The sequence below is a fragment of the Kribbella sp. WER1 genome, assembly GCF_054189145.1.
Genome location: NZ_CM135186.1, coordinates 8,055,532 through 8,080,497 on the forward strand (window position 1 = coordinate 8,055,532; position 24,966 = coordinate 8,080,497).

Annotated in this window: 25 protein-coding genes; 17 read left to right on the plus strand and 8 right to left on the minus strand. The window is 69.9% G+C overall.

The genetic code is table 11. The features are described from left to right. Positions 1 to 24 precede the first annotated feature (24 nt). Positions 25 to 2,388 (plus strand): RelA/SpoT family protein, encoded by a 2,364-nt coding sequence (locus ACXJJ3_RS39235; protein ID WP_458167065.1) that lies wholly within the window; start codon positions 25 to 27, stop codon positions 2,386 to 2,388. 254 nt (positions 2,389 to 2,642) lie between these two features. Then, entirely contained in the window at positions 2,643 to 3,359 is a 717-nt protein-coding gene (locus ACXJJ3_RS39240; protein ID WP_458167066.1) for a hypothetical protein, read from the plus strand. A 271-nt stretch (positions 3,360 to 3,630) separates the two neighbouring features. On the opposite strand, the gene ACXJJ3_RS39245 is transcribed toward ACXJJ3_RS39240, so the two are convergent. Next, entirely contained in the window at positions 3,631 to 4,533 is a 903-nt protein-coding gene (locus ACXJJ3_RS39245; RefSeq protein ID WP_458167067.1) for a hypothetical protein, read from the minus strand. Positions 4,534 to 4,721: 188 nt separating this feature from the next. Between ACXJJ3_RS39245 and ACXJJ3_RS39250 the strand changes: the two genes are divergently transcribed. The 3 genes from ACXJJ3_RS39250 (at position 4,722) to ACXJJ3_RS39260 (ending at position 6,749) form a co-directional block, all read left to right on the plus strand. Next, complete coding sequence (locus tag ACXJJ3_RS39250) at positions 4,722 to 5,306, plus strand: papain-like cysteine protease family protein (protein ID WP_458167069.1); 585 nt, start codon at positions 4,722 to 4,724, stop codon at positions 5,304 to 5,306. A 1-nt stretch (position 5,307) separates the two neighbouring features. Continuing rightward, positions 5,308 to 6,069, plus strand: coding sequence for a hypothetical protein (locus ACXJJ3_RS39255; protein WP_458167071.1), 762 nt, complete (start codon positions 5,308 to 5,310; stop codon positions 6,067 to 6,069). A 65-nt stretch (positions 6,070 to 6,134) separates the two neighbouring features. Further along, the gene (locus tag ACXJJ3_RS39260; RefSeq protein ID WP_458167072.1) at positions 6,135 to 6,749 is read left to right on the plus strand and encodes a GrpB family protein; all 615 of its coding nucleotides are present in this window, start codon (positions 6,135 to 6,137) and stop codon (positions 6,747 to 6,749) included. On the opposite strand, the gene ACXJJ3_RS39265 is transcribed toward ACXJJ3_RS39260, so the two are convergent. Together ACXJJ3_RS39265 and ACXJJ3_RS39270 are read right to left on the minus strand one after the other, a co-directional pair. Further along, positions 6,696 to 7,553, minus strand: coding sequence for a hypothetical protein (locus tag ACXJJ3_RS39265; protein WP_458167073.1), 858 nt, complete (start codon positions 7,551 to 7,553; stop codon positions 6,696 to 6,698). The two genes, ACXJJ3_RS39260 and ACXJJ3_RS39265, sit on opposite strands and share 54 nt — an antisense overlap. A gap of 52 nt (positions 7,554 to 7,605) precedes the next feature. Next, on the minus strand, positions 7,606 to 8,832 hold the full coding sequence (locus tag ACXJJ3_RS39270) for a DUF349 domain-containing protein (RefSeq protein WP_458167074.1): 1,227 nt from the start codon (positions 8,830 to 8,832) through the stop codon (positions 7,606 to 7,608). A 237-nt stretch (positions 8,833 to 9,069) separates the two neighbouring features. Between ACXJJ3_RS39270 and ACXJJ3_RS39275 the strand changes: the two genes are divergently transcribed. The 4 genes from ACXJJ3_RS39275 (at position 9,070) to ACXJJ3_RS39290 (ending at position 13,888) form a co-directional block, all read left to right on the plus strand. Next, a complete protein-coding gene (locus tag ACXJJ3_RS39275; RefSeq protein WP_458167075.1) occupies positions 9,070 to 9,759 on the plus strand; it encodes an MBL fold metallo-hydrolase in 690 nt (229 codons plus the stop codon). After that, positions 9,756 to 11,087: a histidine--tRNA ligase gene (hisS, locus tag ACXJJ3_RS39280; protein WP_458167076.1), complete on the plus strand. Its 1,332-nt coding sequence runs from the start codon at positions 9,756 to 9,758 to the stop codon at positions 11,085 to 11,087. Before ACXJJ3_RS39275 ends, hisS begins: the two co-directional genes overlap by 4 nt. After that, positions 11,084 to 12,853 (plus strand): aspartate--tRNA ligase, encoded by a 1,770-nt coding sequence (gene aspS / locus ACXJJ3_RS39285; RefSeq protein WP_458167077.1) that lies wholly within the window; start codon positions 11,084 to 11,086, stop codon positions 12,851 to 12,853. Before hisS ends, aspS begins: the two co-directional genes overlap by 4 nt. Before the next feature lie 93 nt (positions 12,854 to 12,946). After that, positions 12,947 to 13,888 carry a glycoside hydrolase family 19 protein gene (locus ACXJJ3_RS39290; protein ID WP_458167078.1) on the plus strand — a complete coding sequence of 314 codons (942 nt, stop codon included), beginning with the start codon at positions 12,947 to 12,949 and terminating at the stop codon, positions 13,886 to 13,888. A gap of 36 nt (positions 13,889 to 13,924) precedes the next feature. Here the strand turns inward: ACXJJ3_RS39290 and ACXJJ3_RS39295 are convergent, their stop codons facing one another. After that, complete coding sequence (locus tag ACXJJ3_RS39295; RefSeq protein WP_458167079.1) at positions 13,925 to 14,311, minus strand: nuclear transport factor 2 family protein; 387 nt, start codon at positions 14,309 to 14,311, stop codon at positions 13,925 to 13,927. Between the two features lie 38 nt (positions 14,312 to 14,349). Between ACXJJ3_RS39295 and ACXJJ3_RS39300 the strand changes: the two genes are divergently transcribed. Then, positions 14,350 to 14,916, plus strand: a complete 567-nt coding sequence (locus ACXJJ3_RS39300) for a TetR/AcrR family transcriptional regulator (protein ID WP_458167080.1) — start codon at positions 14,350 to 14,352, stop codon at positions 14,914 to 14,916. Here the strand turns inward: ACXJJ3_RS39300 and ACXJJ3_RS39305 are convergent. Further along, complete coding sequence (locus ACXJJ3_RS39305; RefSeq protein WP_458167081.1) at positions 14,909 to 15,574, minus strand: class I SAM-dependent methyltransferase; 666 nt, start codon at positions 15,572 to 15,574, stop codon at positions 14,909 to 14,911. The genes ACXJJ3_RS39300 and ACXJJ3_RS39305 overlap by 8 nt on opposite strands. A gap of 74 nt (positions 15,575 to 15,648) precedes the next feature. Between ACXJJ3_RS39305 and ACXJJ3_RS39310 the strand changes: the two genes are divergently transcribed. The 3 genes from ACXJJ3_RS39310 to ACXJJ3_RS39320 are packed head-to-tail and all read left to right on the plus strand — an operon-like array spanning position 15,649 to position 16,899. Beyond that, positions 15,649 to 16,077 carry a helix-turn-helix transcriptional regulator gene (locus ACXJJ3_RS39310; RefSeq protein ID WP_458167082.1) on the plus strand — a complete coding sequence of 143 codons (429 nt, stop codon included), beginning with the start codon at positions 15,649 to 15,651 and terminating at the stop codon, positions 16,075 to 16,077. Between the two features lie 30 nt (positions 16,078 to 16,107). After that, positions 16,108 to 16,533 (plus strand): VOC family protein, encoded by a 426-nt coding sequence (locus ACXJJ3_RS39315; RefSeq protein ID WP_458167083.1) that lies wholly within the window; start codon positions 16,108 to 16,110, stop codon positions 16,531 to 16,533. A gap of 12 nt (positions 16,534 to 16,545) precedes the next feature. Beyond that, positions 16,546 to 16,899 (plus strand): GntR family transcriptional regulator, encoded by a 354-nt coding sequence (locus ACXJJ3_RS39320; protein ID WP_458167085.1) that lies wholly within the window; start codon positions 16,546 to 16,548, stop codon positions 16,897 to 16,899. Here the strand turns inward: ACXJJ3_RS39320 and ACXJJ3_RS39325 are convergent. Continuing rightward, entirely contained in the window at positions 16,884 to 17,879 is a 996-nt protein-coding gene (locus tag ACXJJ3_RS39325) for a sensor histidine kinase (protein WP_458167086.1), read from the minus strand. The two genes, ACXJJ3_RS39320 and ACXJJ3_RS39325, sit on opposite strands and share 16 nt — an antisense overlap. After that, the gene (locus ACXJJ3_RS39330) at positions 17,876 to 18,538 is read right to left on the minus strand and encodes a response regulator transcription factor (RefSeq protein ID WP_458167087.1); all 663 of its coding nucleotides are present in this window, start codon (positions 18,536 to 18,538) and stop codon (positions 17,876 to 17,878) included. The genes ACXJJ3_RS39325 and ACXJJ3_RS39330 overlap by 4 nt, the downstream gene beginning before the upstream one ends. Positions 18,539 to 18,644: 106 nt before the next feature. Here ACXJJ3_RS39330 and ACXJJ3_RS39335 point away from each other — a divergent pair, with 106 nt between their 5' ends. Together ACXJJ3_RS39335 and ACXJJ3_RS39340 are read left to right on the plus strand one after the other, a co-directional pair. Next, positions 18,645 to 19,544, plus strand: a complete 900-nt coding sequence (locus tag ACXJJ3_RS39335) for an ATP-binding cassette domain-containing protein (protein WP_458167088.1) — start codon at positions 18,645 to 18,647, stop codon at positions 19,542 to 19,544. Beyond that, positions 19,541 to 20,875: an ABC transporter permease subunit gene (locus tag ACXJJ3_RS39340; RefSeq protein WP_458167089.1), complete on the plus strand. Its 1,335-nt coding sequence runs from the start codon at positions 19,541 to 19,543 to the stop codon at positions 20,873 to 20,875. Before ACXJJ3_RS39335 ends, ACXJJ3_RS39340 begins: the two co-directional genes overlap by 4 nt. 337 nt (positions 20,876 to 21,212) lie before the next feature. On the opposite strand, the gene ACXJJ3_RS39345 is transcribed toward ACXJJ3_RS39340, so the two are convergent. Continuing rightward, on the minus strand, positions 21,213 to 21,965 hold the full coding sequence (locus ACXJJ3_RS39345; protein ID WP_458167090.1) for a class I SAM-dependent methyltransferase: 753 nt from the start codon (positions 21,963 to 21,965) through the stop codon (positions 21,213 to 21,215). A gap of 85 nt (positions 21,966 to 22,050) precedes the next feature. On the opposite strand from ACXJJ3_RS39345, the gene ACXJJ3_RS39350 reads away from it, so the two are divergent. Together ACXJJ3_RS39350 and ACXJJ3_RS39355 are read left to right on the plus strand one after the other, a co-directional pair. After that, on the plus strand, positions 22,051 to 24,123 hold the full coding sequence (locus ACXJJ3_RS39350; RefSeq protein WP_458167091.1) for a M64 family metallopeptidase: 2,073 nt from the start codon (positions 22,051 to 22,053) through the stop codon (positions 24,121 to 24,123). A gap of 11 nt (positions 24,124 to 24,134) precedes the next feature. Then, entirely contained in the window at positions 24,135 to 24,896 is a 762-nt protein-coding gene (locus ACXJJ3_RS39355) for a hypothetical protein (RefSeq protein ID WP_458167092.1), read from the plus strand. The last annotated feature ends 70 nt before the right edge of the window (positions 24,897 to 24,966 follow it).

Consider the following 24,966-nt stretch of genomic DNA (forward strand, 5'->3'; position numbering starts at 1 on the left):
ACAAACGTGGGCGAAGACCCGGCGATGACATCTGCGGTACCGAATGCCGTACCGCAGGAGCCTCCGCGCGCGCCGTCACCGGTGCGGCCGGCTCCGGCGTCGCCGCCGCCTGCCACCCAGCCGCCGCGGATCGCGCCGGCCCGGGTCCGTGCCCGGCTCGCCCGCCTCGGCGGCACCCGGCATCCGAACCGGGCGCCGATGCTCGAGCCGCTGTTCCGGGTGGTCCGCGCGACCCACCCGAAGGCCGACCTCGGGATGATCGAGCGCGCCTACCGGACCGCGGAGAAGTACCACACCGGCCAGATGCGCAAGTCCGGCGACGCGTACATCACGCATCCGCTGGCCGTCGCGACCATCCTCGCCGAGCTCGGTATGACCGCGACCACGCTGTGCGCCGCGCTGCTGCACGACACCGTCGAGGACACGCCGTACACGGTGGAGGACCTGACCCGCGACTTCGGCGAAGAGATCGCCATGCTGGTCGACGGCGTCACCAAACTCGACAAGGTGCGGTACGGCGAGTCCGCGCAGGCCGAGACGATCCGCAAGATGGTCGTCGCGATGTCCAAGGACATCCGGGTGCTGGTGATCAAGCTGTCCGACCGGCTGCACAACATGCGCACGCTCGGCTCGCTGCGCCAGGAGAAGCAGGAGCGGATCGCCCGCGAGACGCTGGAGATCTACGCCCCGCTGGCCCACCGGCTCGGTATGAACACGATCAAGTGGGAGCTCGAGGACCTGGCGTTCTCGACCCTGCACCCGAAGGTGTACGACGAGATCGTCCGGCTGGTCGCCGAGCGCGCCCCGTCCCGCGACGAGTACCTGGCGACCGTGATCGACCAGGTCCACGAGGACCTGCGCTCGGCCAAGGTGAAGGCGACCGTCACGGGGCGGCCGAAGCACTATTACTCGATCTACCAGAAGATGATCGTCCGCGGCCGCGAGTTCGGCGACATCTACGACCTGGTCGGCATCCGGGTCCTGGTCGACTCGGTCCGGGACTGCTACGCCGCCCTCGGCATCATGCACGCGCGCTGGAATCCGGTCCCCGGCCGGTTCAAGGACTACATCGCGATGCCGAAGTTCAACATGTACCAGTCGCTGCACACCACCGTGATCGGCCCACAGGGCAAGCCGGTGGAGCTGCAGATCCGGTCGTTCTCGATGCACCGCCGCGCGGAGTACGGCATCGCCGCGCACTGGAAGTACAAGGAGGACCCGACCTCCGCGGTCCCGGCCACGCCGAGCACCGACATCGGCGGGCCGAACGACATGCCCTGGGTGCGGCAGCTCGTCGACTGGCAGCGCGAGACGTCGGACCCGTCGGAGTTCCTGGACTCGCTGCGCTTCGAGATCAACAACGCCGAGGTCTACGTCTTCACCCCGCGCGGTGACGTGATGTCGCTGCCGGTCGGCTCGTCCCCGGTCGACTTCGCGTACGCCGTGCACACCGAGGTCGGCCACCGCTGTATCGGTGCCCGGGTCAACGGTCGGCTGGTGCCGCTGGAGAGCACGCTGGAGAACGGCGACGTCGTCGAGGTCTTCACGTCGAAGGCGCAAGGCGCCGGGCCGTCGCGCGACTGGCTGACGTTCGTCAAGAGCCCCCGGGCGCGGAACAAGATCAAGCACTGGTTCTCCAAGGAGCGCCGCGACGAGGCGATCGAGCAAGGCAAGGACGCGATCGCCAAGCAGCTCCGCAAGGAGGGCCTGCCGCTGCAGCGGCTGCTGTCCCACGAGACCCTGACCGCGGTCGCCAACTCCCTGCGGTATCCGGACGTCACCGGGCTGTACGCCGCCGTCGGCGAGCAGCACGTCAGCGCCCAGGCGGTCGTCCGCCGGCTGATCGAGACGTACGGCGGCGAGGAGGGCGCGGCCGAGGACCTGTCCGAGGGCGTCCGGCTGCCCGCGAGCCGCGAGCGGCGCAAGCGGACGGCCCGCGGCGACGCCGGCGTGATCGTCAAGGGCGCCACCGACGTCCTGTCGAAGCTCGCCCGCTGCTGCACCCCGGTGCCGGGCGACGAGATCATCGGCTGGATCACCCGCGGCGCCGGAGTCTCGGTGCACCGCGCCGACTGCGCGAACGTGGAGAACCTCAAGACCCAGCCGGAGCGGATCGTCGAGGTCGAGTGGGCGCCGACCGCCCAGTCGGTGTTCCTGGTCGCGATCCAGGTCGAGGCGCTGGACCGGGCGCGGCTGCTGTCGGACATCACCCGGGTGCTGTCCGACTACCACGTGAACATCCTGTCGGCGGCATTGACGACGACGCGGGACCGGATCGCGAAGTCGCGGTTCACGTTCGAGATGGGCGATCCGACGCATCTCGGTCACGTGTTGAAGGCCGTGCGGTCGGTGGAGGGTGTGTTCGACGTGTATCGGGTGACGCAGTAGGTCTGCGTTCGTTTGGTGCGGGTGAGGACACTGCGGTTATGAGGCGTCGGGTGTTCTTGGTCGCGGGTGTTGGGCTGCTGGCGGGGTGTAGCGGGTCGTCGCCGGGCTCCGCGTCGAGTGGCGGCACCTCCAGCGCGCCCACGTCCAGCGCGCCCACGTCCAGCGCGCCCACGTCCAGTACGCCATCACCGTCCGCCCCACCGTCGTCCGTTCGGCCGTCCTCGTCGGTTGCGCCGGCGGTCAGCTTGCCGGCCGTGGAGTCCTGGACGCCGGGGCCGGGTGAGATCGACCCCGAGGTGAAGCGGCTTGCGGTGGCGGAGGTGGTGAAGATGCTCCGGCCGACCGCGACGCAGGCGGTGGTGGACGTGATCGACGCGCAGTACGGCGGGATCCTGAGCGACTCCGCGAGCGTGCTGGTGCCGTGCCGGGTGTACTCGATCCGCGCGAACCGGCTGATCACCGGCGGCACGACCGTCGACGTACGGCTGAGCAAGTCGGCGCAGGGGACGTGGCGGGTGACTGCGACCCATCCCGCCCAGCCTGGAGCGCCTGTGAGCAATCTGTCGGCGGCCGCGCGGCAGGTGCTGGCCAATCGGCAGATCACGTTGCCGCCGGCATCGGCGGCGGACATCCGGTCCGGGCAGGTGCACGACAGCGTGCTGACGACGATGCTCGAGCTCGCGAAGACGTACCGGATCGGCATCAGCGTGATCCGCTCCGGGCATCCGCTCGACGTGTTCGGCACCAACCGCCCGAGCGACCACCCGCGCGGCCGGGCGTTCGACACCTGGCAGATCAACGGCCGCGCGGTCGTCTCCCCGTCCACGCCCCGCTCACTGGTCACGTCGTACATGCGGGCCGCCGAGTCGCTCGGCTCGTACAACGTTGGCGGCCCCTACCAACTCTCCGGCGCCGCGTTCTTCTCCGACAACACCCACCACGACCACGTCCACGCCGGCTTCACCAGCTGATCCAGCGCCGGCACCGTCGCGCGCCGGCCGTCGTTTGGCTGGTTAACCTCGGAGCCGGCCCGTTTACCGTCGGCATGCAGAGGGCGAACGGGCCTGATGCGAGGTTCACCACTCAAACGGGTGCTGCGGGACGTCCCGTCCTGGGCGGGCGGTGGCTGTGAGCTGGGCCGGTCTTGGCTGTGAGCTGGGCCGGTCTTGGCTGTGAGCTGGGCCGGTCTTGGCTGTGAGCTGGGTCGGTCTTGGCTGTGGCTGAGTCGTTCTTGGTGGGGCGCTAGTCCCACTCCCAGATGATGCCGACGGTGCCGGGGGTGGCGGAGGGCTCGATGGTGTGGACGCGGCCGTCGGGGGTGAGCATCAGTTCGCGGTGGACGAGGTTCGGGCCGAGGGTGTGCCGGCGGCGGATCTCGTGGACCCGGACCGGGAGTGCGGCGCGGTCGAACTGGACCTCCAGCACGTAGTGCATCCCGCCCCACTCACTGAACCGCTGGTAGTCCGTCGACGGCAGCCCGTTGCGGTCCTCGATCTCGTACCGGACGACGGCCGTCTCGCCGACCGCGAGCACCCGGTCGAGCAACAGCTCTCCGAGCAACGCGCCGGCCTCGGGGGAGCGCGCGATCCGCCCGGTACGGCAACCGCTCACGGCCCGCAGGGCCAGCCGCTCGGCGTCACACCCGGACTCGCCCTGGTGCGCGATGATCAGCCGATCCACCGGCTGTACGGCGACCACGCTCTGGCACACCCGCCGCGTCCGCGCGCTCCGCTCCGCGTCGAGCTGCACCTCCTCGAGCACCGTGACGTTGCGCAACCGCCCGTGGGCGTCGCGGCGGAGCCGGTCGAGCAGCCCGGTCAGCGTCTCGGCGTAGTCGACCACGGCGTACGGCTGCGTGTCCGGCTCGGTGCGCGGCGGCGGGATGCGGACGGTCAGCCAGCCGGGCGGGACCTCCAGCAGCTCCTCCAGCGCGGTCACCGTCGCCAGCGAGTCGTCCCGCGGGACGCGTCGGCCGCTCTGCCAGGTGCTCAGCGTCGCGACGCCGACGTGCAGGCCGCGGTCGGCGAGGTGCGTACGGATCCTGTTCAGCGCCAGGCCGCGGCGGGCGATCGCCTGCCGGAGCGCGTCCGCGAACGACGCCTCCGGGGTTACCGCAGGGACCGATGCTTGGACGGATTTCACCATGGGCCCTCCCTGCGGTGGATTGTAAACGTTCACACCACAGCGCGGCACTGGCTGATCACACACTGTTCACGCGGTCGTGCTCGTTCACACCGCCGGACGTGTATCCGCCGAGTGCTTGCCGCGCACGGACGGCCTCCCGACGATGGTTTCCGCCCATGACACATGCAGTACCTCGCGAAGGAGGACCCATGCGCAGGCTCCGCCCCAGCCGCTCCTGGTCGTTGCTTCTGGCCACGATCCTCGGCCTCGTCATGCTGGCGCCGCTCGCCCCGCCGGCGACCGCCGCCGCCCCGTCCAGCTACTACCTGAACGTCACCGGCCAGTCCCAGCAGAAGTCGAACTGGTGCTGGGCGGCGAGCGGCAACAGCATCGCCGCGTTCTACGGCTACACCTACAGCCAGAACCAGTTCTGCAACCTCGCCTTCGGTTACTCGACCAACGGCACCTGCCCGAACAACCAGGCCACCCTCGGCAACGACCAGACCGCGTTCCGCTCGATCGGGATCAGCACCGGCAGCTACGTCTCCGGGACGCTCGGCTTCAGCACGCTCGTCACCGAGATCGCCGCCGGCCGCCCGGTGATGACGCGGATCGGCTGGACCTCGGGCGGCGGCCACATGATGGACATCATCGGCTACGACTCCTCGAACTCGACGATCGAGTACTACGACCCGTGGCCGGACGACCAGCGGTACAACTACTCGACGTACAGCTGGTACAAGTCCAACTCGCAGTTCACCTGGACCCACTCCCTGTACCGGATCGGAGCCTGACATGCGCCGCTCGAAGAACGCCCTGTTCCGCTGCGCCGCCGTGCTCGCCGCCGGTCTCGGATTCGCCGTCGCCGGTGCCGGCCTGGCAGCTGCCGCCGGCCCGCAGCCGGTCGCGCCGAACGAGTTGTCCAAGGCAACCACCGCGGCGCGGTCGGCGACCGCGATCAGCCTGCTCGGGAAGGCCGGCGGTACGGCGAAGGCCGGCGCGACCGTTGCCCAGGACACGCATCCGATCTACGCGCTGAACCCGGCGTTCGTCCGGGACGCGGCAGCGCCGGTCGCCACGTTCTGGTACGCGGCGACGAGCGCGACCGCGGGCGGGAAGCCGTTGACGGTCTACACGACGCCGGACGACCACGGCGCATGGCAGGCCGTGAACGTTGCGTCCGGCAACACCGAGTCGCGGATGGTGGCCGCCGCGGCCGGCGCGACGGTGTTCACCGAGCCGCAGCTGGGTGCGTGGTACGCGTTGACGGCGACCGAGGTACGGCCGTTGAACCCGTCCGCGGTGAAGTCGATCGGGCCGAAGCCGATCGGCATCGCGGGGTACCAGGACCTGGTCTCGCACCGGTACTCCGACAAGCTGCCCGGGTCGAAGTACAACGACCAGGGGGTTGCGGGTGGGTACGACGCTGCCGGGTACCAGGACGCGGCCGCGGCGGTCGGGCCCAGCCCCGTGCTCCCGATCGCGCTGGCGGGTGGGGTGCTCGCGGGCGGGGTGCTGCTCGTCGTACGCCGTCGTTCGCTGACGGTCCGTCCCTGACCTCCGCCCGGTTCGCCGTACCCGCCCCTCGGCGCGGTGAACCGGGCGGCTGGAACGATGGCAGGATGCCTTTCCCGGACGAGCTGGGTGCCCCCGTCGCGGTCGTCGAGTACGACCCCCGGTGGCCGTCGGAGTTCACCGCCCTCGCCGAGCGCCTTGAGGCTGCGCTCGGCGACCGGGCGCTCGCGGTCGACCACGTCGGCTCGACGTCGGTCCCCGGCCTCCCCGCGAAGAACTGCATCGACGCCCAGGTCCGCGTCGCCGACCTGGCACCGGACCTGATCACGCTGATGGAGTCGGAGGGCTTCCGCTGCCGCCCCGAGCCGTGGAACCGCACCGAACTCTCCTTCGGCCGAACCTGCGCCAAACTCGTCTTCGCCCCACCCGTAGGAGGCCGCCCCGTCAACATCCACTTCCGCCTCCCCACCACCCCCAACACCCGCTTCGCCCTCCTCTTCCGCGACTACCTCCGCGCCGACCAGACGGCCCGCGACTCCTGGGGCGCCTTCAAACAACGCCTCGCCCAATCAGTCCCCGCCCTCTCCGACTACGGCCAGATCAAAGCCCCCGCCACCACCCTCCTCCTCCACGCCGCCACCCACTGGGCCGCTCAGACCGGCTGGTCGTTACCAGCGGCGGGGGAGGCGGGGGTGTTGGCAGAGGAAGCTGCCGACGGCTAGTTCGAGGGCGGGGTAGGAGCCCCAGAGGTCGGGGCGGCGGACGGAGATGATGTGCCAGCCGAGGCCGTCGAGTTCGGCGCGGCGGGTTTCGTCTCTGAGTTGTTGCTTGGTGGAGGAGTGCCAGGCGTCGCTGTCGTACTCCAGCCCGAGCCGCCGCCCGTCGACCGGGTTGTGCGGATAGCCGAGGTCGAGCCGGTACATGCGCCCGTTGCCTTCCACCCGCACCTGCAGCTCGGGCCGGGGGAAGCCGGCGTCGAAGAGGCGGAGGCGGAGCCAGGATTCGCCGGGAGAGGCTGCGCGGGCGTCGGCGAGGCGGAGGATCTGGGCGGCTTGGGAGTTGCTGTCCGCCGCGAAGTACGTGACGGCCGCGTTCCGGAGGCTGTCCATCGACATGCCGGCGTGCAGCAGCCCGTCGATCGCCGACAGCGCGAACGGGCGGGGCAGCTGCCGGACCAGCTCGACCGCGGAGGCCTCGCGGGTGACGACCCTGACGCCGAGCACCTCCGTGGACGGTCGTTCGGCGAAGGTCCACTGGGGGCGGAAGAGGTCTTGCCCGAGCGCGGTGGTCTCGATGCCGTGCAGCCAGGCGGCGGACTGCCCGCACACGGTCGCGTCGGGCGGTACGACGAGCCGCAGGGCGTCGGCGCGCAACTCAGGCGTGTCCGGCACCCGGGTGTCGACGTACACGCCGCAGATCAGCGGCCGGATCTCGCCGCGCGCGAGCAGCCACTTGAGCTTGCGGCCTACCTGATGCGCGCGGAACGGCAGGCCGCTCCAGTAATAGGGGAGGTCAGCGGGGAGCATCCCGACAGGATCGCGGAAAGTGCGGGATCCTGTCGGGAGTTGTCCACAGGGGCTAGCTGAAGTCGGTCAGGGCGTTCTGGGCCTGGGTGAGCCATTCGCGGCGGGCGGCGATCGCCTCGCGGGCTTCGGTGGCCTTGCGGGTGTTGCCCTGGGACTCGAACTTGGCGGCCTGCTTCTCCAGGTCGGCGATCAGGGACTGGAGCTGCTTGACGGTGGCCTCGGCGCGGGCGCGGGCCTCGGGGTTGCTGCGGTTCCAGACCTCGTCCTCGGCGGACTTGACGGCCTGCTCGACGGCGCGTAGCCGGCTGTCGATGGCACGCATCGAGTCGCGGGGGACCTTGCCGATCTGGTCCCAGCGGTCCAGGTGGTCGCGGAGCTGCTCGCGGGCTGTCCGGGCGTCCTCGACGGGGAGAATGGCCTCGATCTCGACCAGCAGGGCTTCCTTGGCCTTGAGGTTCTCGACCTGTTCGGCGTTCTCCTCGGCCTGGACGGCGTCCCGGGCGCCGAAGAACAGGTCCTGGGCGGCCCGGAAGCGGGCCCAGAGCTTGTCGTCGACCTCGCGCGGCGCGGGGCCGGCGGCCTTCCACTGCCGCATCAGGTCGCGGAACCGGCCGGACGTCGGGCCCCACTCGCTGGACGACGCGAGCGACTCGGCCTCGGCGGCCAGCCGCTCCTTCACCAGAGCGGCCTCCTCGCGCTTGGAGGACAGCTCCGCGAAGTGCTGCTTGCGGTGCCGGGTGTACGTCGTACGCGCCGAGGAGAAGCGGTGCCACAGCTCGTCGTCGGAGGACTTGTCGAGCCGGGGGAGGGCCTTCCACTCGTCCAGCAGCTCGCGCAGCCGGGTGACGCCGTGCCGCCAGTCGGTGCCGGCCGCGATCGTCTCGGCCTCGGTGGCGATCTTGGTCTTCGCGGACCGCGCCTCCTCGACCTTCGCCGCGCGCTCGGCCTTGCGGCGTTCGCGCTGCTGGGCGACGAGCGGCGTGAGCGCGTCCAGCCGGGCCCGGAGCCCGTCCAGGTCGCCGACCGCCTGGGCGTCCTCGAGCGAGCTGCCCACCTTCTTGACGGCGGCGCGCGCGTCGTCCGGCGACACCGTGCCGGCCTGGACCCGCTGCTCCAGCAGTTCGACCTCGAAGGCCAGCGCGTCGTACCGTCGGGTGTAGAAGGCGAGCGCCTCCTCGGGGTTCGCGTCCGGCCACTGGCCGACCGCCCGTTCACCGTCCTTCGTCCGTACGAAGACCGTTCCGTCCTCGGCTACCCGGCCCCAGTTCTCTCCGGCCACAACTCGCCCCTTCCGGCGGTATGCACTGCGCTCGTGCCCATTCTGGCCAGTCCCCGGTCCAACCGTGCGACCAGGGCCTGTCCGGGCGCGTCGAGGCGCTTTCTCGACGCTTATCCCTGAACAATCACAAACTCCCAGCTCAGGCGCAACGGGGTTGGATCACAATCCGGTTCGATATCGGTGGATCCCGACCGGTAGCCTTGGTGGGTCCCGAACCCTGTTCCAGGAAGGTCTGTCGTGCTCATCGCCGGGTTCCCCGCGGGTGCGTGGGGTACGAACTGCTACGTCGTCGCCACCGGCCAGGGCGCGGAGTGCATCGTCGTCGACCCCGGAATGGACGCGTCCGCGGGCGTCGAGCAGGTGGTCCGGGAGAACAAGCTGAAGCCGGTCGCCGTGCTGCTCACGCACGGCCACATCGACCACATGGCCTCCGTCCTGCCGGTCTGCGGGACGTACGACGCGACCGCCTGGATCCACCCGGACGACCGGCACCTGCTGGCCGACCCGATGGCCGGCGTCAGCCCGGAGACGGCCCGGATGCTGCTCGGCGGTTCGCACGAGTTCGCCGAGCCCGACGACGTGGCCGAGCTGAAGGACGGGCAGTCCCTGGAGCTCGCGGGCCTGCGGTTCACCGTCGACCACACGCCGGGGCACACCCGCGGGTCGGTCACGTTCACGACGCCGTACGACGGGCCCGAAGAGGTGCCCGCGGTGCTGTTCTCCGGTGACGTGTTGTTCGCCGGGTCGATCGGCCGGACGGATCTGCCAGGCGGCGACCATCCGGCGATGCTGCATACGTTGGCCACCAAGATCCTGCCGATGCGCGACGAGATCGTCGTCCTGCCGGGTCATGGTGGCCAGACAACGATCGGCCGGGAGAAGGCGACCAACCCCTACTTGCAGGACCTGGAGATTCCACAGATATGAGCAAGGTGACCCCACTCAGCGGGTTCCCGGAGTTTTTGCCCAGCGACCGGATCGTCGAGCTGCAGTTCCTCGACACCATCCGGGAGACGTTCGAGCTGCACGGTTTCGCGTCGATCGAGACGCGCGCGGTGGAGCCGGTCGAGCGCTTGTCGAATCAGGGCGAGGACGCCGACAAGGAGATCTACGGCGTACGCCGGCTGGCCGCGAACGCCGACGAGGACGCGGCGCTCGGGCTGCACTTCGACCTGACCGTGCCGTTCGCGCGGTACGTGCTGGAGCACAGCGGCAAGCTGGTGTTCCCGTTCCGGCGCTACCAGATCCAGAAGGTGTGGCGTGGTGAGCGCCCGCAGGAGGGCCGGTACCGCGAGTTCACCCAGGCCGACATCGACATCATCGACAGCGGCGAGCTGCCGTTCCACTACGAGGTCGAGCTGCCGCTGGTGATCGCGGACGCGTTCCGCAAGCTGCCGATCCCGCCGTTCCGGATCCAGGTGAACACCCGGCAGATCCCGGAGGGCTTCTACCGCGGCCTCGGCATCGAGGACATCGTCGGCACGCTCCGGATCGTCGACAAGCTGGACAAGATCGGCCCGGACAAGGTGACCGAGCTGCTGACGACGGCGGGGCTGTCCGCGGAGACCGCCAAGCAGGTGCTGCGGCTGGCCGAGATCTCGTCGACCGACGCGTCGTTCGCCGATCAGGTGCGGGCGCTCGGCGTGCAGCACGAGGTGCTGGACGAGGGCCTCGAGCGGCTGTCGCAGATCATGACGGCGGCGAACGAGCACGCTCCGGGGCTGCTGGTCGCGGACCTGAAGATCGCCCGCGGGCTCGACTACTACACGGGCACCGTGTACGAGACGCAGCTGATCGGGGACGAGGGGTACGGGTCGATCTGCTCGGGCGGGCGGTACGACTCGCTCGCGTCCGACGGGAAGACGACGTACCCGGGTGTCGGGATCTCGATCGGGGTGTCGCGGCTGGTGCACCGGTTGGTCACGAAGGGGCTGCTGAGCGCGAATCGGCGGACGCCGACGGCCGTGCTGATCGCGCTGAACTCCGAGGAGGACCGGGCGGAGGCGATGCGGACCGCGATCCAGCTGCGGGCCAGGGGGATCGCCGTCGAGGTGGCACCGGCCGCCGCGAAGTTCGGGAAGCAGATCAAGTTCGCCGACCGGCGGGGGATTCCGTTCGTCTGGTTCAGCACCGAGAACGGGCCCGAAGTGAAGGACATCCGGAGCGGTGAGCAGGTACCGGCGGACGCCGCGACCTGGGCGCCGCCGGTGGCAGACCTACGACCAAGCATCGTCACGCAAGAGGAGAACTCGTGATCCGTAACCGTTCCGCTGGTTCGCTGCGCGCCAAGGACGCCGGCGAGACCGTGATTCTCGCGGGCTGGGTGGCGCGGCGGCGCGATCACGGCGGCGTGGCGTTCATCGACCTGCGCGACTCGTCCGGCACGGTCCAGGTGGTGATCCGGGACGAGGAGGCCGCGCACGGCCTGCGTTCGGAGTACTGCCTGAAGATCGTCGGCGAGGTGTCGCCGCGCCCGGAGGGCAACGCGAACCCGAACCTGCCGACCGGCGAGATCGAGGTGATCGCGTCCGAGGTCGAGGTGCTGAACGAGGCCGCCCCGCTGCCGTTCCCGGTCGAGGAGCACCACGCGACGCCGGTGAACGAGGAGATCCGGCTCAAGTACCGCTACCTCGACCTGCGCCGCCAGGGCCCCCGTACGGCGATCCGCCTGCGCAGCAAGGTCAACCAGGCCGCCCGCGCGGTGCTCGCCGACCACGACTTCGTCGAGATCGAGACGCCGACGCTGACCAAGTCGACGCCCGAGGGCGCGCGCGACTTCCTGGTGCCGGCCCGCCTGCAGCCGGGCAGCTGGTACGCGCTGCCGCAGTCGCCGCAGCTGTTCAAGCAGTTGCTGATGGTGGCCGGTATGGAGCGGTACTACCAGATCGCCCGCTGCTACCGCGACGAGGACTTCCGCGCCGACCGGCAGCCGGAGTTCACCCAGCTCGACATCGAGATGAGCTTCGTCGACCAGGACGACGTGATCGCGCTCGCCGAGGAGATCCTGGCCGCGCTCTGGAAGCTCGTCGGGTACGACGTGCAGACGCCGATCCCGCGGATGACGTACGGCGAGGCGATGGCGCGGTTCGGCTCCGACAAGCCGGATCTGCGGATGGGCCTGGAGCTCGTCGAGTGCACGGAGTACTTCAAGAACACCCCGTTCCGGGTCTTCCAGGCGCCGTACGTCGGTGCCGTGGTGATGCCGGGCGGCGCGGACCAGCCGCGCAAGCAGCTGGACGCGTGGCAGGAGTGGGCCAAGCAGCGCGGCGCCAAGGGCCTCGCGTATGTCCTGGTCGGCCAGGACGGCGAGCTCGGCGGTCCGGTCGCGAAGAACCTGTCCGAGGAGGAGCGCGCGGGGATCGCCGACCACGTCGGCGCGAAGCCGGGCGACTGCATCTTCTTCGCCGCCGGTCCGGTCAAGACGTCGCGGGCGCTGCTCGGCGCGGCCCGGCTGGAGATCGGCCGTCGCGGTGGGCTGATCGACGAGTCGGCCTGGTCGTTCGTGTGGGTCGTGGACGCGCCGCTGTTCGAGCCGGCCGACGAGGCGACCGCCGCGGGTGACGTCGCGGTCGGTTCCGGTGCGTGGACCGCCGTACACCACGCCTTCACGTCGCCGAAGCCGGACTCGCTGGAGACGTTCGACACCGACCCGGGCTCGGCGCTGGCGTACGCGTACGACATCGTCTGCAACGGCAACGAGATCGGTGGTGGGTCGATCCGTATCCACCGCGAGGACGTGCAGAAGCGGGTCTTCAAGGTGATGGGCCTGACCGACGAGGAGGCGACCGAGAAGTTCGGGTTCCTGCTCGACGCGTTCAAGTTCGGCGCGCCGCCGCACGGCGGGATCGCGTTCGGCTGGGACCGGATCACCGCGCTGCTGGCCGGTACCGAGTCGATCCGGGACGTGATCGCGTTCCCGAAGTCCGGCGGCGGTTTCGACCCGCTGACCGCGGCCCCGGCGCCGATCACGGCCGCCCAGCGCAAGGAGGCGGGGGTGGACGCGAAACCCGAGAAGGGTTGAGCAATCCGGGGTTTGGGAGCAGACTGGCGACGTCGTGAAGATGCTTAGTTAGATTTTCACGACGTCCGCCCCCTCCTCGCCCCAGGAGTGCTCATGCGTCGTCTTTTCCTAGCTCTTCTCGTCGGCCTCGGGCTGACCTTCGCCGCGGTGGTCCCGGCCTCCGCGACCGGTTTCAGGACGTACGGCAGCGGCGTCAACGTCCGCGCCGACGCCTACGTGTCGTCCGCGGTCGTGCGGACCTTGAGCGGCCCGACCGCGATCGACGTCGACTGCCAGAAGCACGGCGACCGGGTCTCCAACTCGGACGGCACCAGCGAGTGGTGGGCGCACGTGCCCGCGCTCGGCGGGTACGTGACCGTCGTGTACATCGCCGTCCCCGAGGACAAGCTGCCCGGCGTCCCCGAGTGCGGCAGCGACAACCCGCCGCCGACCGGCGGCGACATCACGCTCGCCGACGTGCAGGCGATGTTCGGCTCCCGGATCGCGAACCCGTCGATCGTCGAGACCGGGCTCCCGTCGCTCAACCAGGCGATGAAGGACGCGCAGATCAACACGCCGTACCGGAAGGCCGCGTTCCTCGCGACGCTGGTGCACGAGTCGCGGCTGGAGTACAACATCCGCGAGATCGGCGACACCCGCCCGTACGGCGGCCGCGGATACATTCAGCTGACCGGCGACTTCAACTACGGCCCGGCCGGGCAGTACCTCGGCATCGACCTGCTCGGCAACCCGGACCTGGCGCTGTCGCTGCAGTGGAGCGCGCCGATCGCCCGCTGGTACTGGACCGTTGCCCGCAACATCAACCCGTACGCCGACAACCTCGACATGGGCCGGGTGAACGCCGCGATCGGGTACCCGGCCGGCGCCGAGGACCAGCGGCGCTGCGACTCGTTCAAGAACGCGCTGCAGTACCTGACCGGCTCGGTCCCCGCCGGCGTCATCTGCACCCGCCCGGCCGCGCTGAAGGGCGACACCAGCAAGCTCAGCCGCACCCAGTTCGACTCCCTCGCCAAGCAGGGCGGCGGGCTCGGCTAGCACCTGCCGACCTGACCTCCGCCGACCGGGTGGAGGTCAGGTCGCGATGTCGGTGAACTGCTCGGTGCGCAGTAGCCGGCCGTCCTCGGCGAGCGTGCTGAATGCGCGGATCTCCGTCACGATCGGGCTGCCCTTGCGCATGGTCGCGGTCAGCGTGTAGCGCGCTGCCGCGAAGCCTTCGCCGACGACCGCGTCGTGTACCTCGACCTCGACGGACGTCGCGCGTTTGCGCGCCGGCCGCACATGGGCGATCAGCCGCTGCCGGTCGAGTGAGACCCCGTCGTTCACCATCAGGAAGTCCTCGCGATGGTAACGATCGAACACGTCCTCGGGTGGTTCGGGACCGAAGGCCACGTCGACGGGATACCTGGTCAGGTAGCCGACGAGATCGGTCTCGGTGCGAATCGACATTATCTTTGACATGTCTGTCAAGGTAATCCGATCCGCTAACCTTGACAAGCATGTCCAGGAAAAAGCGCGAGGATGCCCGGGCGAATGCGGCCGGCATCGTCCGTGCCGCGGAGGAGTTGCTGGCGGCCGGGGCCGATCCGTCGATGGCGGACATCGCGGCGCGGGCCGGGGTCAGCCGGCAGACGCTGTACGCGCATTTCGATCGGCGGAACGAGCTGTTCGACGTACTCGTCGAGCGGTTGACCGTCGAGGTGGCGGAGCGGATCGGTGGTACGCCGCTGCCGGACGAGCCGCGGGCGGGAATCGCCGAATGGGCGGCCAGGTCGTGGCGGGTGATCGAGGCGAACCCCGCGCTGCTGAATCCGGCGTTGTTCGCGCACCAGGACAGTGGCGCGGATGGCGAGGCGCATCAACCGATCACCGGTGGACTGCGGAGCGTCCTGCTGGCCGCGGCCGAGGTGGGCCTGCTTGTGCCCGGGGTGACCGTCGACTGGCTCGTCACGGCGGTGCTGGCGGTCGGCCACGCGGCGGCCGGTGAGCTGGCCGCCGGCCGGATGACCGCAGCTGCGGCCGGCGCCGCGTTCCAGGATGCCGCCGTACGACTGTGTCTCAGCTGAGGTGTGCTCGGACCCACATCCGATCGGGCGTGAGGTAGCCGCCGAGTCGCAGGCCGGCCTCGGCCAGCTGGGCGGTCAGCTCGTCCTCGGACAGGTACTTGGTGACGATCCGCTGCGACCAGGAGCGGCCGTTGACGATGTGCGTCAACGTCGCGGCCTGCGCTCCGCCGGGCAGCTCCTCGACGTCGGCGATCACCAGCTTGCGGCGTTCGTTCTCGAGTACGGCGGGGGCGTGCCGGGCGATCTCCTGCTGGAGGAGGACCGACCCGCCGCTGCGGACGTGATGCGCGCACGTCCGCAGCAGGCGGAGCCGTTCGGCGTCGTCGGCGACGTTGATCAGGAACGACATCATCAGCACCACGTCGAACCGGCGGTCCAGCCGGAGTTCGTCGATCGTGGAGCGGATAGTCTCGGTCCCGGTGATCCGTGCGATCATCTCCGGCGACTCGTCCACGGCGACCACCTGGTGACCGCGGGCGAGCAGTGGGCGGGTGATCCGCCCGGTGCCGCAGCCGAGCTCGAGGATGCTGCTCCGCGGCGGGATCGCGGCGTCGATCAGCTCGTCCTCGCCGTGCGCCGGCGTGACCTCGTACAGTTCGACCGCGCTGCCGTCCCGCGTGTGCGCTCCCGGCCCGGTACCGCCCTGTCCGACTCTCATACACCCGAGTGTCGGACCGCCGCCACCGCCCCGCCAGTCTTTCGGTACGGGCCGAAAGTCCCTAGGGTTTCACCGTGAGCGTCGTCGTACCGACCGAGTTGTTGCCGCATCTGCGGCGGGCGCGGGATGTTGCCGATCGCAACTACGCCGAGCCGCTCGACCTGGCGGCGCTGGCGGCCGCGGCGGGGGTGTCGAAGTACCACTTCCTGCGTTGTTTCGCGGCGACGTACGGCGAGACGCCGATGCAGTACCTGACCCGGCGGCGGATCGAGCGGGCGACCGACCTGCTGCGGGCGACGAACCTGACCGTCACCGAGGTGTGCGGGCTGGTCGGGTACGCGAGCCTCGGGTCGTTCTCGCAGCGGTTCACCGAGCTGGTCGGGATGCCGCCGACGCAGTACCAGCGGACCCAGACCGGGCCGCGGATCCCGGGCTGCTTCGTGTTCATGCTGGGACTGAACTCCGCAATTCCGGAGAAGCCGCCGGTGGAACCGGAGGACTAGCGTCGTACCACCGACGTTTTGGAGGAACCTGTGATCACCAACATCAGCCTGGTGAGCGTCTTCGTGAACGATGTCGACGAGGCGAAGGCGTTCTACACCGAGAAGCTCGGGTTCACGCTGAAGGACGACATCAAGCTGCCCGAGTTCCGCTGGTGCACCGTGTACCACCCGAACCACCCGGAGCTGGAGCTGCAGCTCGCGGTGCCCGGGCCGCCGCTCGACGAGGAGGGCACGGCCGCGGTCAAGCGGATGATGGCGAAGGGCACGATGCACGGCTTCGGGATCGGCACCGACGACTGCCGCAAGACGTTCACCGAGCTGACCGTGAAGGGCGTCGAGTTCATCCAGGAGCCGTCCGACCGCCCGTACGGCGTGGAGGCGATCCTGCGGGACAACTCCGGCAACTGGCTGGTGCTGGTCGAGCAGAAGCCGTTCTCGGCGGCCGACTTCACCTGAGATGCTGACCGGATGGACATCACGGTCGACCCGGTCGGACTGACGCCGCCGTACGAGCAGGTGCGCTCACAGATCGAGGCGCTGATCCGCGCCGGGGAGCTGGCCCAGGGCACCCGCCTACCCACGGTCCGGCAGCTGTCGCTGGACCTCGGGCTGGCCGTCAACACGGTGGCCCGCGCCTACAAGGAGCTGGAGGCGGACCAGCTGGTCGAGACCCGCGGGCGGAACGGGACGTTCGTCCTGGCATCCCGCAGCCAGATCAACGACGCCGCCACCCACGCGGCCGCCGCCAAGCTGGCGGCCGCCGCCCGCGAGGCCGGCCTGTCCTTTGCGGAGGCGACCGCGATCCTTCAGCGCGCCTGGTAGCTGATCTGCAGCCCGCCGGCTGGGTTGGGCCGGACGGTCAGGTCGGCGCGGTGTGCGCGGGCTACGGCGGTGGCGATCGCCAGGCCGAGGCCGTGGCCGTCGGACTGGGCGCGCTGGAACGGTTCGGTCAGTCTCCGGAGCTCGTCGGGCGGGATCCGGCGGCCGGTGTTGCTGATCGTGAGCCGGCCGTCGGCGGTCGCGACGTCGACGGCCCCGCCGGGGACGTTGTGCCGGATCGCGTTCACCAGCAGGTTCGCGATCAGGCTTGTGGTCAGCGGTACGTCGCCCGTGACGGCGGTCGGCGCCAGCGCGGTACGGAGGTCGACGGCGCGAGCCTCGGCGTCGGGCTGATGCTCCTCGACGATCCGCGCGGTGAGGTCCGCGAGGTCGAAGGCTTCCCACCGGTCGACGCCGTCGTACCCGGTCGCGAGCGTGAGGAGGGCGTCGATCAGCTGCTCCTGCTGCCGGTTGAGGTCGAGCAGCTCCGCACACGCGGATCGGAGCGCGTCCGGCGACGGATCGTCCAGCGCGAGCTGGAGGAGCGTCCGCTGCACGGTCAGCGGCGTCCGCAGCTCGTGGGACGCGTTGGCGACGAACTGGCGCTGCGCCGTGAACGACTCGTGCAGCCGCCGCAGCAGGTCGTCCAGCGTGCCGGCGAGCTCGGTGAACTCGCGGTACCCGGGCGGCGCGGTGAGCCGGGTCTCCAGGTCCCGAGCGGACAGGTTCCGCGCGGATCGGGTGATCGCGTCGAGCGGACGCAGTGCCCGGCCCGCGATCAGCCACCCGACGGCGCTCGAGACAACCGCCAGCAGTACGAGCGCGACTCCGGCGTACAGCAGGACGTCGGGCAGGTTGCTGGACGTGTTACTGCCCTGGAACATGCCCAGTGCAACGATCGCGGTGACCACCACGCAGCAGGCGAACGAGAGCGTCGTGTGCAGCACCGCGAGTCGCACCCGAAGGCGCGGGAGCGTCGTCATGATGCCTCGATCCGGTAGCCGCCCTCCCGGACGGTGTGGATCGCCGGTGGTGCCCCGAGCTTGCCGCGCAGGCGGCCGATCGTGGTCTTCACAGTCGTCGTGAACGGGTCAGCCGCTTCGTCCCAGACACGTTCGAGGAGCTCTTCGGCCGGTACGACGCGACCGTCGGCGGCGAGCAGGTATTCGAGGACCGCGAACTCCTTCGGGCTGAGGTCCAGCCGCAGCCCGGCGCGGAACGCGACCCGCCGGTTCGGGTCCAGGCTCAGGTCGCCGTTGTCGAGGACGGGCGGCAGCGCCGGCGCGGACCGGCGGCCGAGCGCCCGGACCCGGGCCACCAGTTCCGCGAGGTCGAACGGTTTCGGCAGGTAGTCGTCGGCGCCCAGTCCGAGGCCTTCGACCCGGTCGCGGACGGTGCCGGCCGCGGTCAGCATCATGATCCGCGACTCCGAACCCTCGGCCACGATCCGGCGGCAGACCTCGTCGCCGTGTACCTCGGGCAGATCCCGGTCCAGGACGACGACGTCGTACCGCGTGCTGATCATCCGGTCCAGCGCGTCGCGGCCGTCGTGCGCGGTGTCGACCGCCATCGCCTCCCGCCGCAGACCGGTCGCGATCAGCCGGTTCAGCATCCGGTGATCCTCCACCACCAGCACCCTCATCCGCACAGCTCCTATCGATGCACCAACGGTGCCGGGTACGCGGTGACAGCCAGGTGACGGCGGCGCGCACCAGGACGTCACCGCGGTCCGCGTACAAAACCAGGCCATGACATCGATCGAGGTGGCCGGACTGCGGAAGCGGTACGGCGGAACGCCTGCACTGGACGGTATGACGTTCACGGCGCGTGCTGGCCGGGTTACCGGGTTTGTGGGGCCCAACGGTGCCGGGAAGTCCACGACCATGCGCATCATCCTGGGATTGCAGACGGCGGACGCGGGCGAGGCACTGGTCGGTGGCAAGCCCTACCGGTCGTTAGAGCATCCCCTGCGCTCGCTGGGTTCGTTGCTGGACGCGTCTGCCCTGCACCCGGCCAGGAGCGGCCGGAACCACCTGCTGTGGCTCGCGCAGACGCAAGGGCTCGGGCAGGGACGGGTTGACCAGGTGCTCGAGTTGGTGGGGCTGACGGGAGCAGGGCGTCGTCCTGCCGGTGGCTACTCGTTGGGAATGCGGCAGCGGCTCGGGATCGCGGCCGCGCTGCTGGGTGATCCACCGGCGATCATGCTGGACGAACCGTTCAACGGGATGGACCCAGAGGGCATTGTGTGGCTGCGCGGCTTCCTGCGTGCCATGGCTGAGCAAGGGCGCGCTGTGCTGGTCTCCAGCCACCTGATGAGCGAACTGCAGGACATGGCCGACCACGTGGTGGTTGTGGGCCGCGGACGGGTGTTGGCGGACAGCACTGTGGCTGAGCTGATCGCGGCCGTCTCAGGGGATCGCGTACGGCTGCGGACGAGCGCACCGGCCCACGCCGCAGCAGTGCTCGCGGCTGCGGGTGGTGAGGTGGCGGACGGCGTCGTCCGCGGGCTCGGGGCCGAGGAGATCGTGGCCGTGCTCACGGCGCACAGAGTGCCGTTCTCGGAGGTCACGGCGCATCGAGCGACGCTGGAAGACGCGTACCTGGAACTGACGGCCGGAGCGGTCGAGTACCGGGGAGCGGCGACGTGAACCTGCTGCGAGCAGAGTGGACCAAGTTCCGGTCGGTACCGGGCTGGATGCGGGGGATCCTGGCGGCCGGCCTGCTGATCCTGTTGATTCCGTTGGCCGGCCTGGGCGGCGGCCCGGGGGACGAGACACCACGGCCGAGTGGGCCGCCGGTCAACAACGCGTACTACTTCGTGGGCCGCCCGTTGACGGGCGACGGGCAGCTCACCGTTGCCGTGAACAAGCTGACGTCCGAGCGGGACACCCCGTGGTCGAAGGCGGGCCTGATCCTCAGGTCAGGTTCGCGGTACGTCGCGATCATGGTGACCGGGCAGCACGGGGTGCGGATGCAGCACGACTACTTCTCCGACACGGCCGGGCCGGGCGGTCGGTGGTTGCGGTTGACGCGGACGGGCGACGCGGTGACCGGTGAGGTGTCGGCGGACGGCATCCGTTGGAGCGTGGTCGACCGGGTGCAGGGGGTTGGTGGCGCCGCGCAGGCAGGGCTGTTCGTCGCTTGCCCGTCGCGGATCAGTGGTGTGAGCATCGCGGATGACACGGCGACGGCTGCCTTCGGCACGCCTCAGGTGTCGGGCGCTTGGCCGGACGCGAGTTGGTCCGGTTCGGGTCAGGGGAGCGCGGTCGGTTTCACCTTGCGCGGTAGCGGTGACATCGGCCCGGCGACGCGGAGCGACGTACCGACGGCGGCTGCCGCGGGGGACGTGCTGTTCGGGACGTTCCCGGCGTTGATCGTGATTGTCGTCGTGGGCACGTTGATGATCACCACGGAGTACCGGTACGGGTTGATTCGCAGCACGCTGACCACTGGCGGTGGCCGGGTGCGGGTGCTGCTGGTGAAGGGCATTGTGCTCGCCGGTGCGACCTTCGGGTGGACGCTCGTCGCTAGTGTGATCGCAGTACCTGTGTGGTTGCGAGTGTTGCGGGGCCTTGGTGCGTATGTGTTCCCGGTGGGGCAGTTGACGTTGCTGCGGATCGAGATCGGTACGGCGGCTGTGCTGGCGATCACGGCTGTATTGGCGTTGAGCGTAGGTGTCATCTTGCGGCGCAGTGCGACGGCGGTGACGACGGTGGTGGTTGTGACGGTGTTGCCGTATTTGTTGGCACTCACGCCATTTCTGCCGCCGTCGTTGGCGTTGTGGATCACGCGGTTCACCCCGGCGGCCGCGTTCGCCGTACAGCAGACATTGGTGCGTTATCCGCAGGTCGACAGCGTTTACACGCCGGCGAACGGGTATTACCCGCTGTCGCCGTTGGCTGGTGTTGGCGTTCTGTGTGCGTACGCCGTTATCGCTCTGGGCGTTGCTGCCGTTCTACTGCGCCGGAGGGACGTGTGAGAGCCGAGTGGACCAAGCTGCGCACGACACCCGGCGCGGCGTGGCTGTTGGTGGCCACGGCGATCGTCAGCGTAGGGCTGAGCGTGGCCGTGAAGGCACCGTTGATCGGCGTGTACGCGGGCCAGGCACCCGTTGCGGTCCTTGGCGTTCTGGTGGTGAGTGGCGAGTACAGCAACGGTCTCATCAACACCACGCTCGCAGCCGTACCAAGCCGTGCCGCGGTGCTGGCGGCCAAGGCAACAGTCGTAGCCGCTGCAGTCGCGGTGGTCGCCGTTGCGCTCGCTGCGGCGGCGCTTGTCACCGGTGCGCCGCAACACGCGACAGCAAGGGCAGTCGCTTACCTCACCCTCATCGCAGTCTTCAGCGTCGGCACAGCCGCTGTCGTCCACGACTCTGCTGTTGCGATGACGTTGCCGCCGTCCTGCACGACGACGGACAGGCCGGCGTTCTCCAGTTCCGCCCGGAGCGCGGCGGTGCGGAGGTGGCGGCGGTGTGGGAGGTACCAGGTGCCGTCGAGTTGTACGGCGTCGCGCGACGGCTCGGGCGTTTCCTGGTAGCAGATGCCGGTAGTGGCGTCGTACCGGAACTCGCCGTCGTAGACGCGGTCCGGGTCGTACATGGCCGTCGACAACACGTAGTACCCGGTGGGTTTGAGGCGTTCGCGGACCGCGCGCAGGACGTTCGCCCGGTCCGCGTCGGTGACGATCGACTGGAGGCAGTAGCTGTCCAGGACCACGTCGTACTGCTTGCTCCCGGCCGGCAGCGCGCACATGTCCTGTACGTCGAAGGTCACCTCGACGCCCCGCTCCCGCGCCAGCCGCCGGGCGACCGTGATCGCCTCCGGGATCAGGTCGACTGCGTCCACCCGGAACCCGCGCGCCGCGAGGAAACACGCCGCCGGCCCGGTGCCGCACCCGTACTCCAGCACGTCACCACCCGGGACGAGCCGATCGAGCACGCTCTCCAGGAACGCCCGGTTGGGGAAGTCGTCGAACGTCCAGCTCTCCCCGAACAGGTCGTTCCACTGCGTCAGCCCTTCCCGCTCAAGCCGGCGGTAGGCCTCCTGGTGTTCCGCGACGTAGTACCGCATCGCACGGTTGTATCACCGGACGCGGCCCGCGTCTCCGCGAATTTAGGGGGTGTTCGTTGGGGGCGCCGCTGCGTAAGGGGGAGTGATGGCTGACAGCATGACTGTGCTGCGGAAGGCAGGTCCGCCTGGGGTGAAGCGGAACATCGCGGTGCTGGGGGACGGGTTCACCGCGGTCGATCAGGTCGCGTACAACAACTGGGTGCAGACGACGCTGATCGACGGCGTCTTCGGGCACGACTACTACAGTGAGGACGCGTCGGCGTACAACATCTACCGGGTGAACCTGGAGTCCGTGGACTCCGGCGTCAGCACCCGGACGTACGACGAGCACGGCACGCCGACCGACCCGTCGGACGACACGATCGCCTCGCAGACGATCCGCGACACCGCGCTCGGGATGATCTTCAGCGGCTCGTGGGCGCACTGCTGGCTCGAGTACGGGACGGACACCGAGGCCCGGATCCAGGCCGCGCTGAACAAGTGGGTGCCGGACTGGAACGAGCTGCTCGTCGTACTCAACAACCCGAACTACGGCGGCTGCGGAGGCGGCGGCCGCGCGCACGTCCCGATGGGCGTGAACTGGACGGTGATCGCGCACGAGTTCGGCCACGGGATCGGGGGATTCGCGGACGAGTACTCGGCGGCCGGCGCCTACACCGGCGGCGAGCAGGGCTGGATCAACCTGACCACGATCACCGACCGCGCCACCACGAAGTGGGCGCACCTGATCGCGCCGAGCACCCCGCTGCCGACCGGGACCGGGGCCGCCGCGAACTACAACAACGGCCCGCGCCCGGCCGACTGGAACAGCAACACCGACGTCGGCCTGTTCGAGGGCGGCGGCACGAACAACACCGGCATCTACCGGCCGGTCGAGAACTGCCGGATGAACACGAACACGCCGCCGTACTGCCCGGTCTGCTACACGTCGATCAAGACCGCCCGCGACCACGAGACCGAGCACACGTTCCGCAACGCCTACGCCGGCCGCTTCTACGGCACCGGCCGCAGCGACCTGCTGCTGCACCACGGCACGTCGATCCAGCTGTTCCGCGCCGACGGTACCGCGCTCGAGCACAGCTTCAGCGCCGTCGAACGGGTCCCTGGCTCCTGGCAGTTCATGCCGCACGACCAGGTGTACGTCGGCGACTTCGACGGCGACGGCACCGACGAGGTCGCGATCTTCAACGGCGTCGACTGGGTGATGCCGTACCTCGGCCTGCTGAAGTCCGACGGCGCCGGCGGCCTGCGGCTGGTCGCGCGGTACGACGGCGACATTCCCGGCTGGGGCGGGTTCGCCGCGCACGACCGGTTCCTGGTCGCCGACCTGAACGGCGACGGCCGCGACGACCTCGTCGTGGTGAACACCGACGACTGGTCGATGCCGTACGTCGGCCTGCTGCGCTCGACCGGCAACGGGTTCTGGGTCAGCCGGCGCTACGACGGCGACATCCCGGGCTGGGGCGGGCTGGCCCGGCACGACGAGTTCTTCGTCGGCGACCTGACCGGCAACGGCAGCGACGACCTGGTGATCTTCAACGGCGACGACTGGTCGATGGCGTACGTCGGGCTGTTCTCCGCGAGCGCCTCCGGGTACTCGATGATCCACCGGTACGACGGCGACATCCCGGGCTGGGGCGGACTCGCGCAGCACGACCAGCTGATCCTCGGCGACTTCGACGGGGACGGGAAGTGCGACGTGTTCGTGTTCAACGGGCTCGACTGGTCGATGGCGTACCTCGGGCTGTTCCGGTCCACCGGGTCCGGGCTCGCGTACGTGCACCGCCACGACGGCGACGTACCGGGCTGGGACGGGCTGGCGCGGCACGACCAGTTCTTCGCCGCCGACATCGACGGGACCGGGCGCTGCGACCTGTGGGCGTGGAACTACCAGGACTGGTCGACGGAGTACCTGGGGCGGATGCTGAGCTCGGGGACCGAGCTGAAAGCGGACTACGTCGGCGACTGGGTGGGGGAGTGGAACCTCGGCGCGGTCGACCGGTTCGAGCCGGCCCGGATGACCGGGCGCAGCGGACGGCCGCAGCTGTACGTCCACAACACCGACTGGTTCGGCGTCGTCAACGGGCGCCGCGGGATCACGCTCGACCGCATCTACTACCGCTGGATCCACAACTACCGCTACGGCCGGAACTGGTAAGGAGGCCGACGATGAAACACACGAAAGGCACGCAGACGGAACGGCCGGCCGCGCGCGACCGCCGGCCGACCAAGACGCCGGCCGGGGAGGCCCGTCGCCGGCACGCCGCCGTACCACCGAAGGCAGGACCGACCAAGCCGGATCCGAAGCAGCCGGGAGCGGCCGTGGGTGGCCCGGACGTGAGCCGGGCGGTGAAGCCCGCGTTCAACCGGGAGGCGGCCAGTCGCGAGTCGGCGGAGCAGCTGGCCGGTGGATACCCGGACCAGCAGGCCGCGGGTGCACGTCGTACCGGCGGTGCGGGCGAGCAGTACGTCCGGCTCCGGATCCGCGTCCGCGGCGACCGCCTGACGGTCGTCGACAGCCACCTGGTGGACGGTCCGCTGGCGCAGTCGACCACGTTCCACGGAGCCGACGCGTACGAGGTCACGTACCAGGACCGCCTGCTGCACGCGGGCACCGTCGCGGACCCGAACACGCAGCGCTCGTTCCCGATGCCCGAAGGCCCCGAGGGCCACCACGTCACCCCGCGGGAGATCTACGAGTTCACCGCCCGCATCCCGGCCTCCGACATCACCCCGGAGACCCGCACCGGCATCCACGTCCGCCTGCACCACATCGACGAACCGACCACCACCACCCACGTCGGAGCCGCCCCACTGGCCGCCCAGTTCGAAGGCCGCCTGACCCCCGTCGCCGAACTCGTCGGACTCCCCGAGTCCGCCCTCCCCGAGTCCATCGAGGCCCGCGGCGCCCGCACCGGCCAGGGCGACTAGGAACACCCGGTGGTGTCGCGCGACAGGCAATAGCTTGTCGCGCGACACCACCGCTTGTCGCGCGATCGGC

Excerpts from the sequence above, each read along its gene's own strand:
- hisS (WP_458167076.1), top strand. The coding sequence starts at position 9,756 with ATGAGCAAGGTGACCCCACTCAGCGGGTTCCCGGAGTTTTTGCCCAGC.
- ACXJJ3_RS39350 (WP_458167091.1), top strand. The coding sequence starts at position 22,051 with ATGGCTGACAGCATGACTGTGCTGCGGAAGGCAGGTCCGCCTGGGGTG.
- ACXJJ3_RS39325 (WP_458167086.1), bottom strand. The coding sequence starts at position 17,879 with ATGACGACGCTCCCGCGCCTTCGGGTGCGACTCGCGGTGCTGCACACG.
- ACXJJ3_RS39265 (WP_458167073.1), bottom strand. The coding sequence starts at position 7,553 with ATGCTCCCCGCTGACCTCCCCTATTACTGGAGCGGCCTGCCGTTCCGC.
- ACXJJ3_RS39330 (WP_458167087.1), bottom strand. The coding sequence starts at position 18,538 with ATGAGGGTGCTGGTGGTGGAGGATCACCGGATGCTGAACCGGCTGATC.
- ACXJJ3_RS39260 (WP_458167072.1), top strand. The coding sequence starts at position 6,135 with ATGCCTTTCCCGGACGAGCTGGGTGCCCCCGTCGCGGTCGTCGAGTAC.
- ACXJJ3_RS39295 (WP_458167079.1), bottom strand. The coding sequence starts at position 14,311 with ATGTCAAAGATAATGTCGATTCGCACCGAGACCGATCTCGTCGGCTAC.
- ACXJJ3_RS39255 (WP_458167071.1), top strand. The coding sequence starts at position 5,308 with ATGCGCCGCTCGAAGAACGCCCTGTTCCGCTGCGCCGCCGTGCTCGCC.
- ACXJJ3_RS39345 (WP_458167090.1), bottom strand. The coding sequence starts at position 21,965 with ATGCGGTACTACGTCGCGGAACACCAGGAGGCCTACCGCCGGCTTGAG.
- ACXJJ3_RS39355 (WP_458167092.1), top strand. The coding sequence starts at position 24,135 with ATGAAACACACGAAAGGCACGCAGACGGAACGGCCGGCCGCGCGCGAC.
- ACXJJ3_RS39235 (WP_458167065.1), top strand. The coding sequence starts at position 25 with ATGACATCTGCGGTACCGAATGCCGTACCGCAGGAGCCTCCGCGCGCG.
- ACXJJ3_RS39290 (WP_458167078.1), top strand. The coding sequence starts at position 12,947 with ATGCGTCGTCTTTTCCTAGCTCTTCTCGTCGGCCTCGGGCTGACCTTC.
- ACXJJ3_RS39335 (WP_458167088.1), top strand. The coding sequence starts at position 18,645 with ATGACATCGATCGAGGTGGCCGGACTGCGGAAGCGGTACGGCGGAACG.
- ACXJJ3_RS39250 (WP_458167069.1), top strand. The coding sequence starts at position 4,722 with ATGCGCAGGCTCCGCCCCAGCCGCTCCTGGTCGTTGCTTCTGGCCACG.
- ACXJJ3_RS39300 (WP_458167080.1), top strand. The coding sequence starts at position 14,350 with ATGTCCAGGAAAAAGCGCGAGGATGCCCGGGCGAATGCGGCCGGCATC.
- ACXJJ3_RS39245 (WP_458167067.1), bottom strand. The coding sequence starts at position 4,533 with ATGGTGAAATCCGTCCAAGCATCGGTCCCTGCGGTAACCCCGGAGGCG.
- ACXJJ3_RS39305 (WP_458167081.1), bottom strand. The coding sequence starts at position 15,574 with ATGAGAGTCGGACAGGGCGGTACCGGGCCGGGAGCGCACACGCGGGAC.
- ACXJJ3_RS39320 (WP_458167085.1), top strand. The coding sequence starts at position 16,546 with ATGGACATCACGGTCGACCCGGTCGGACTGACGCCGCCGTACGAGCAG.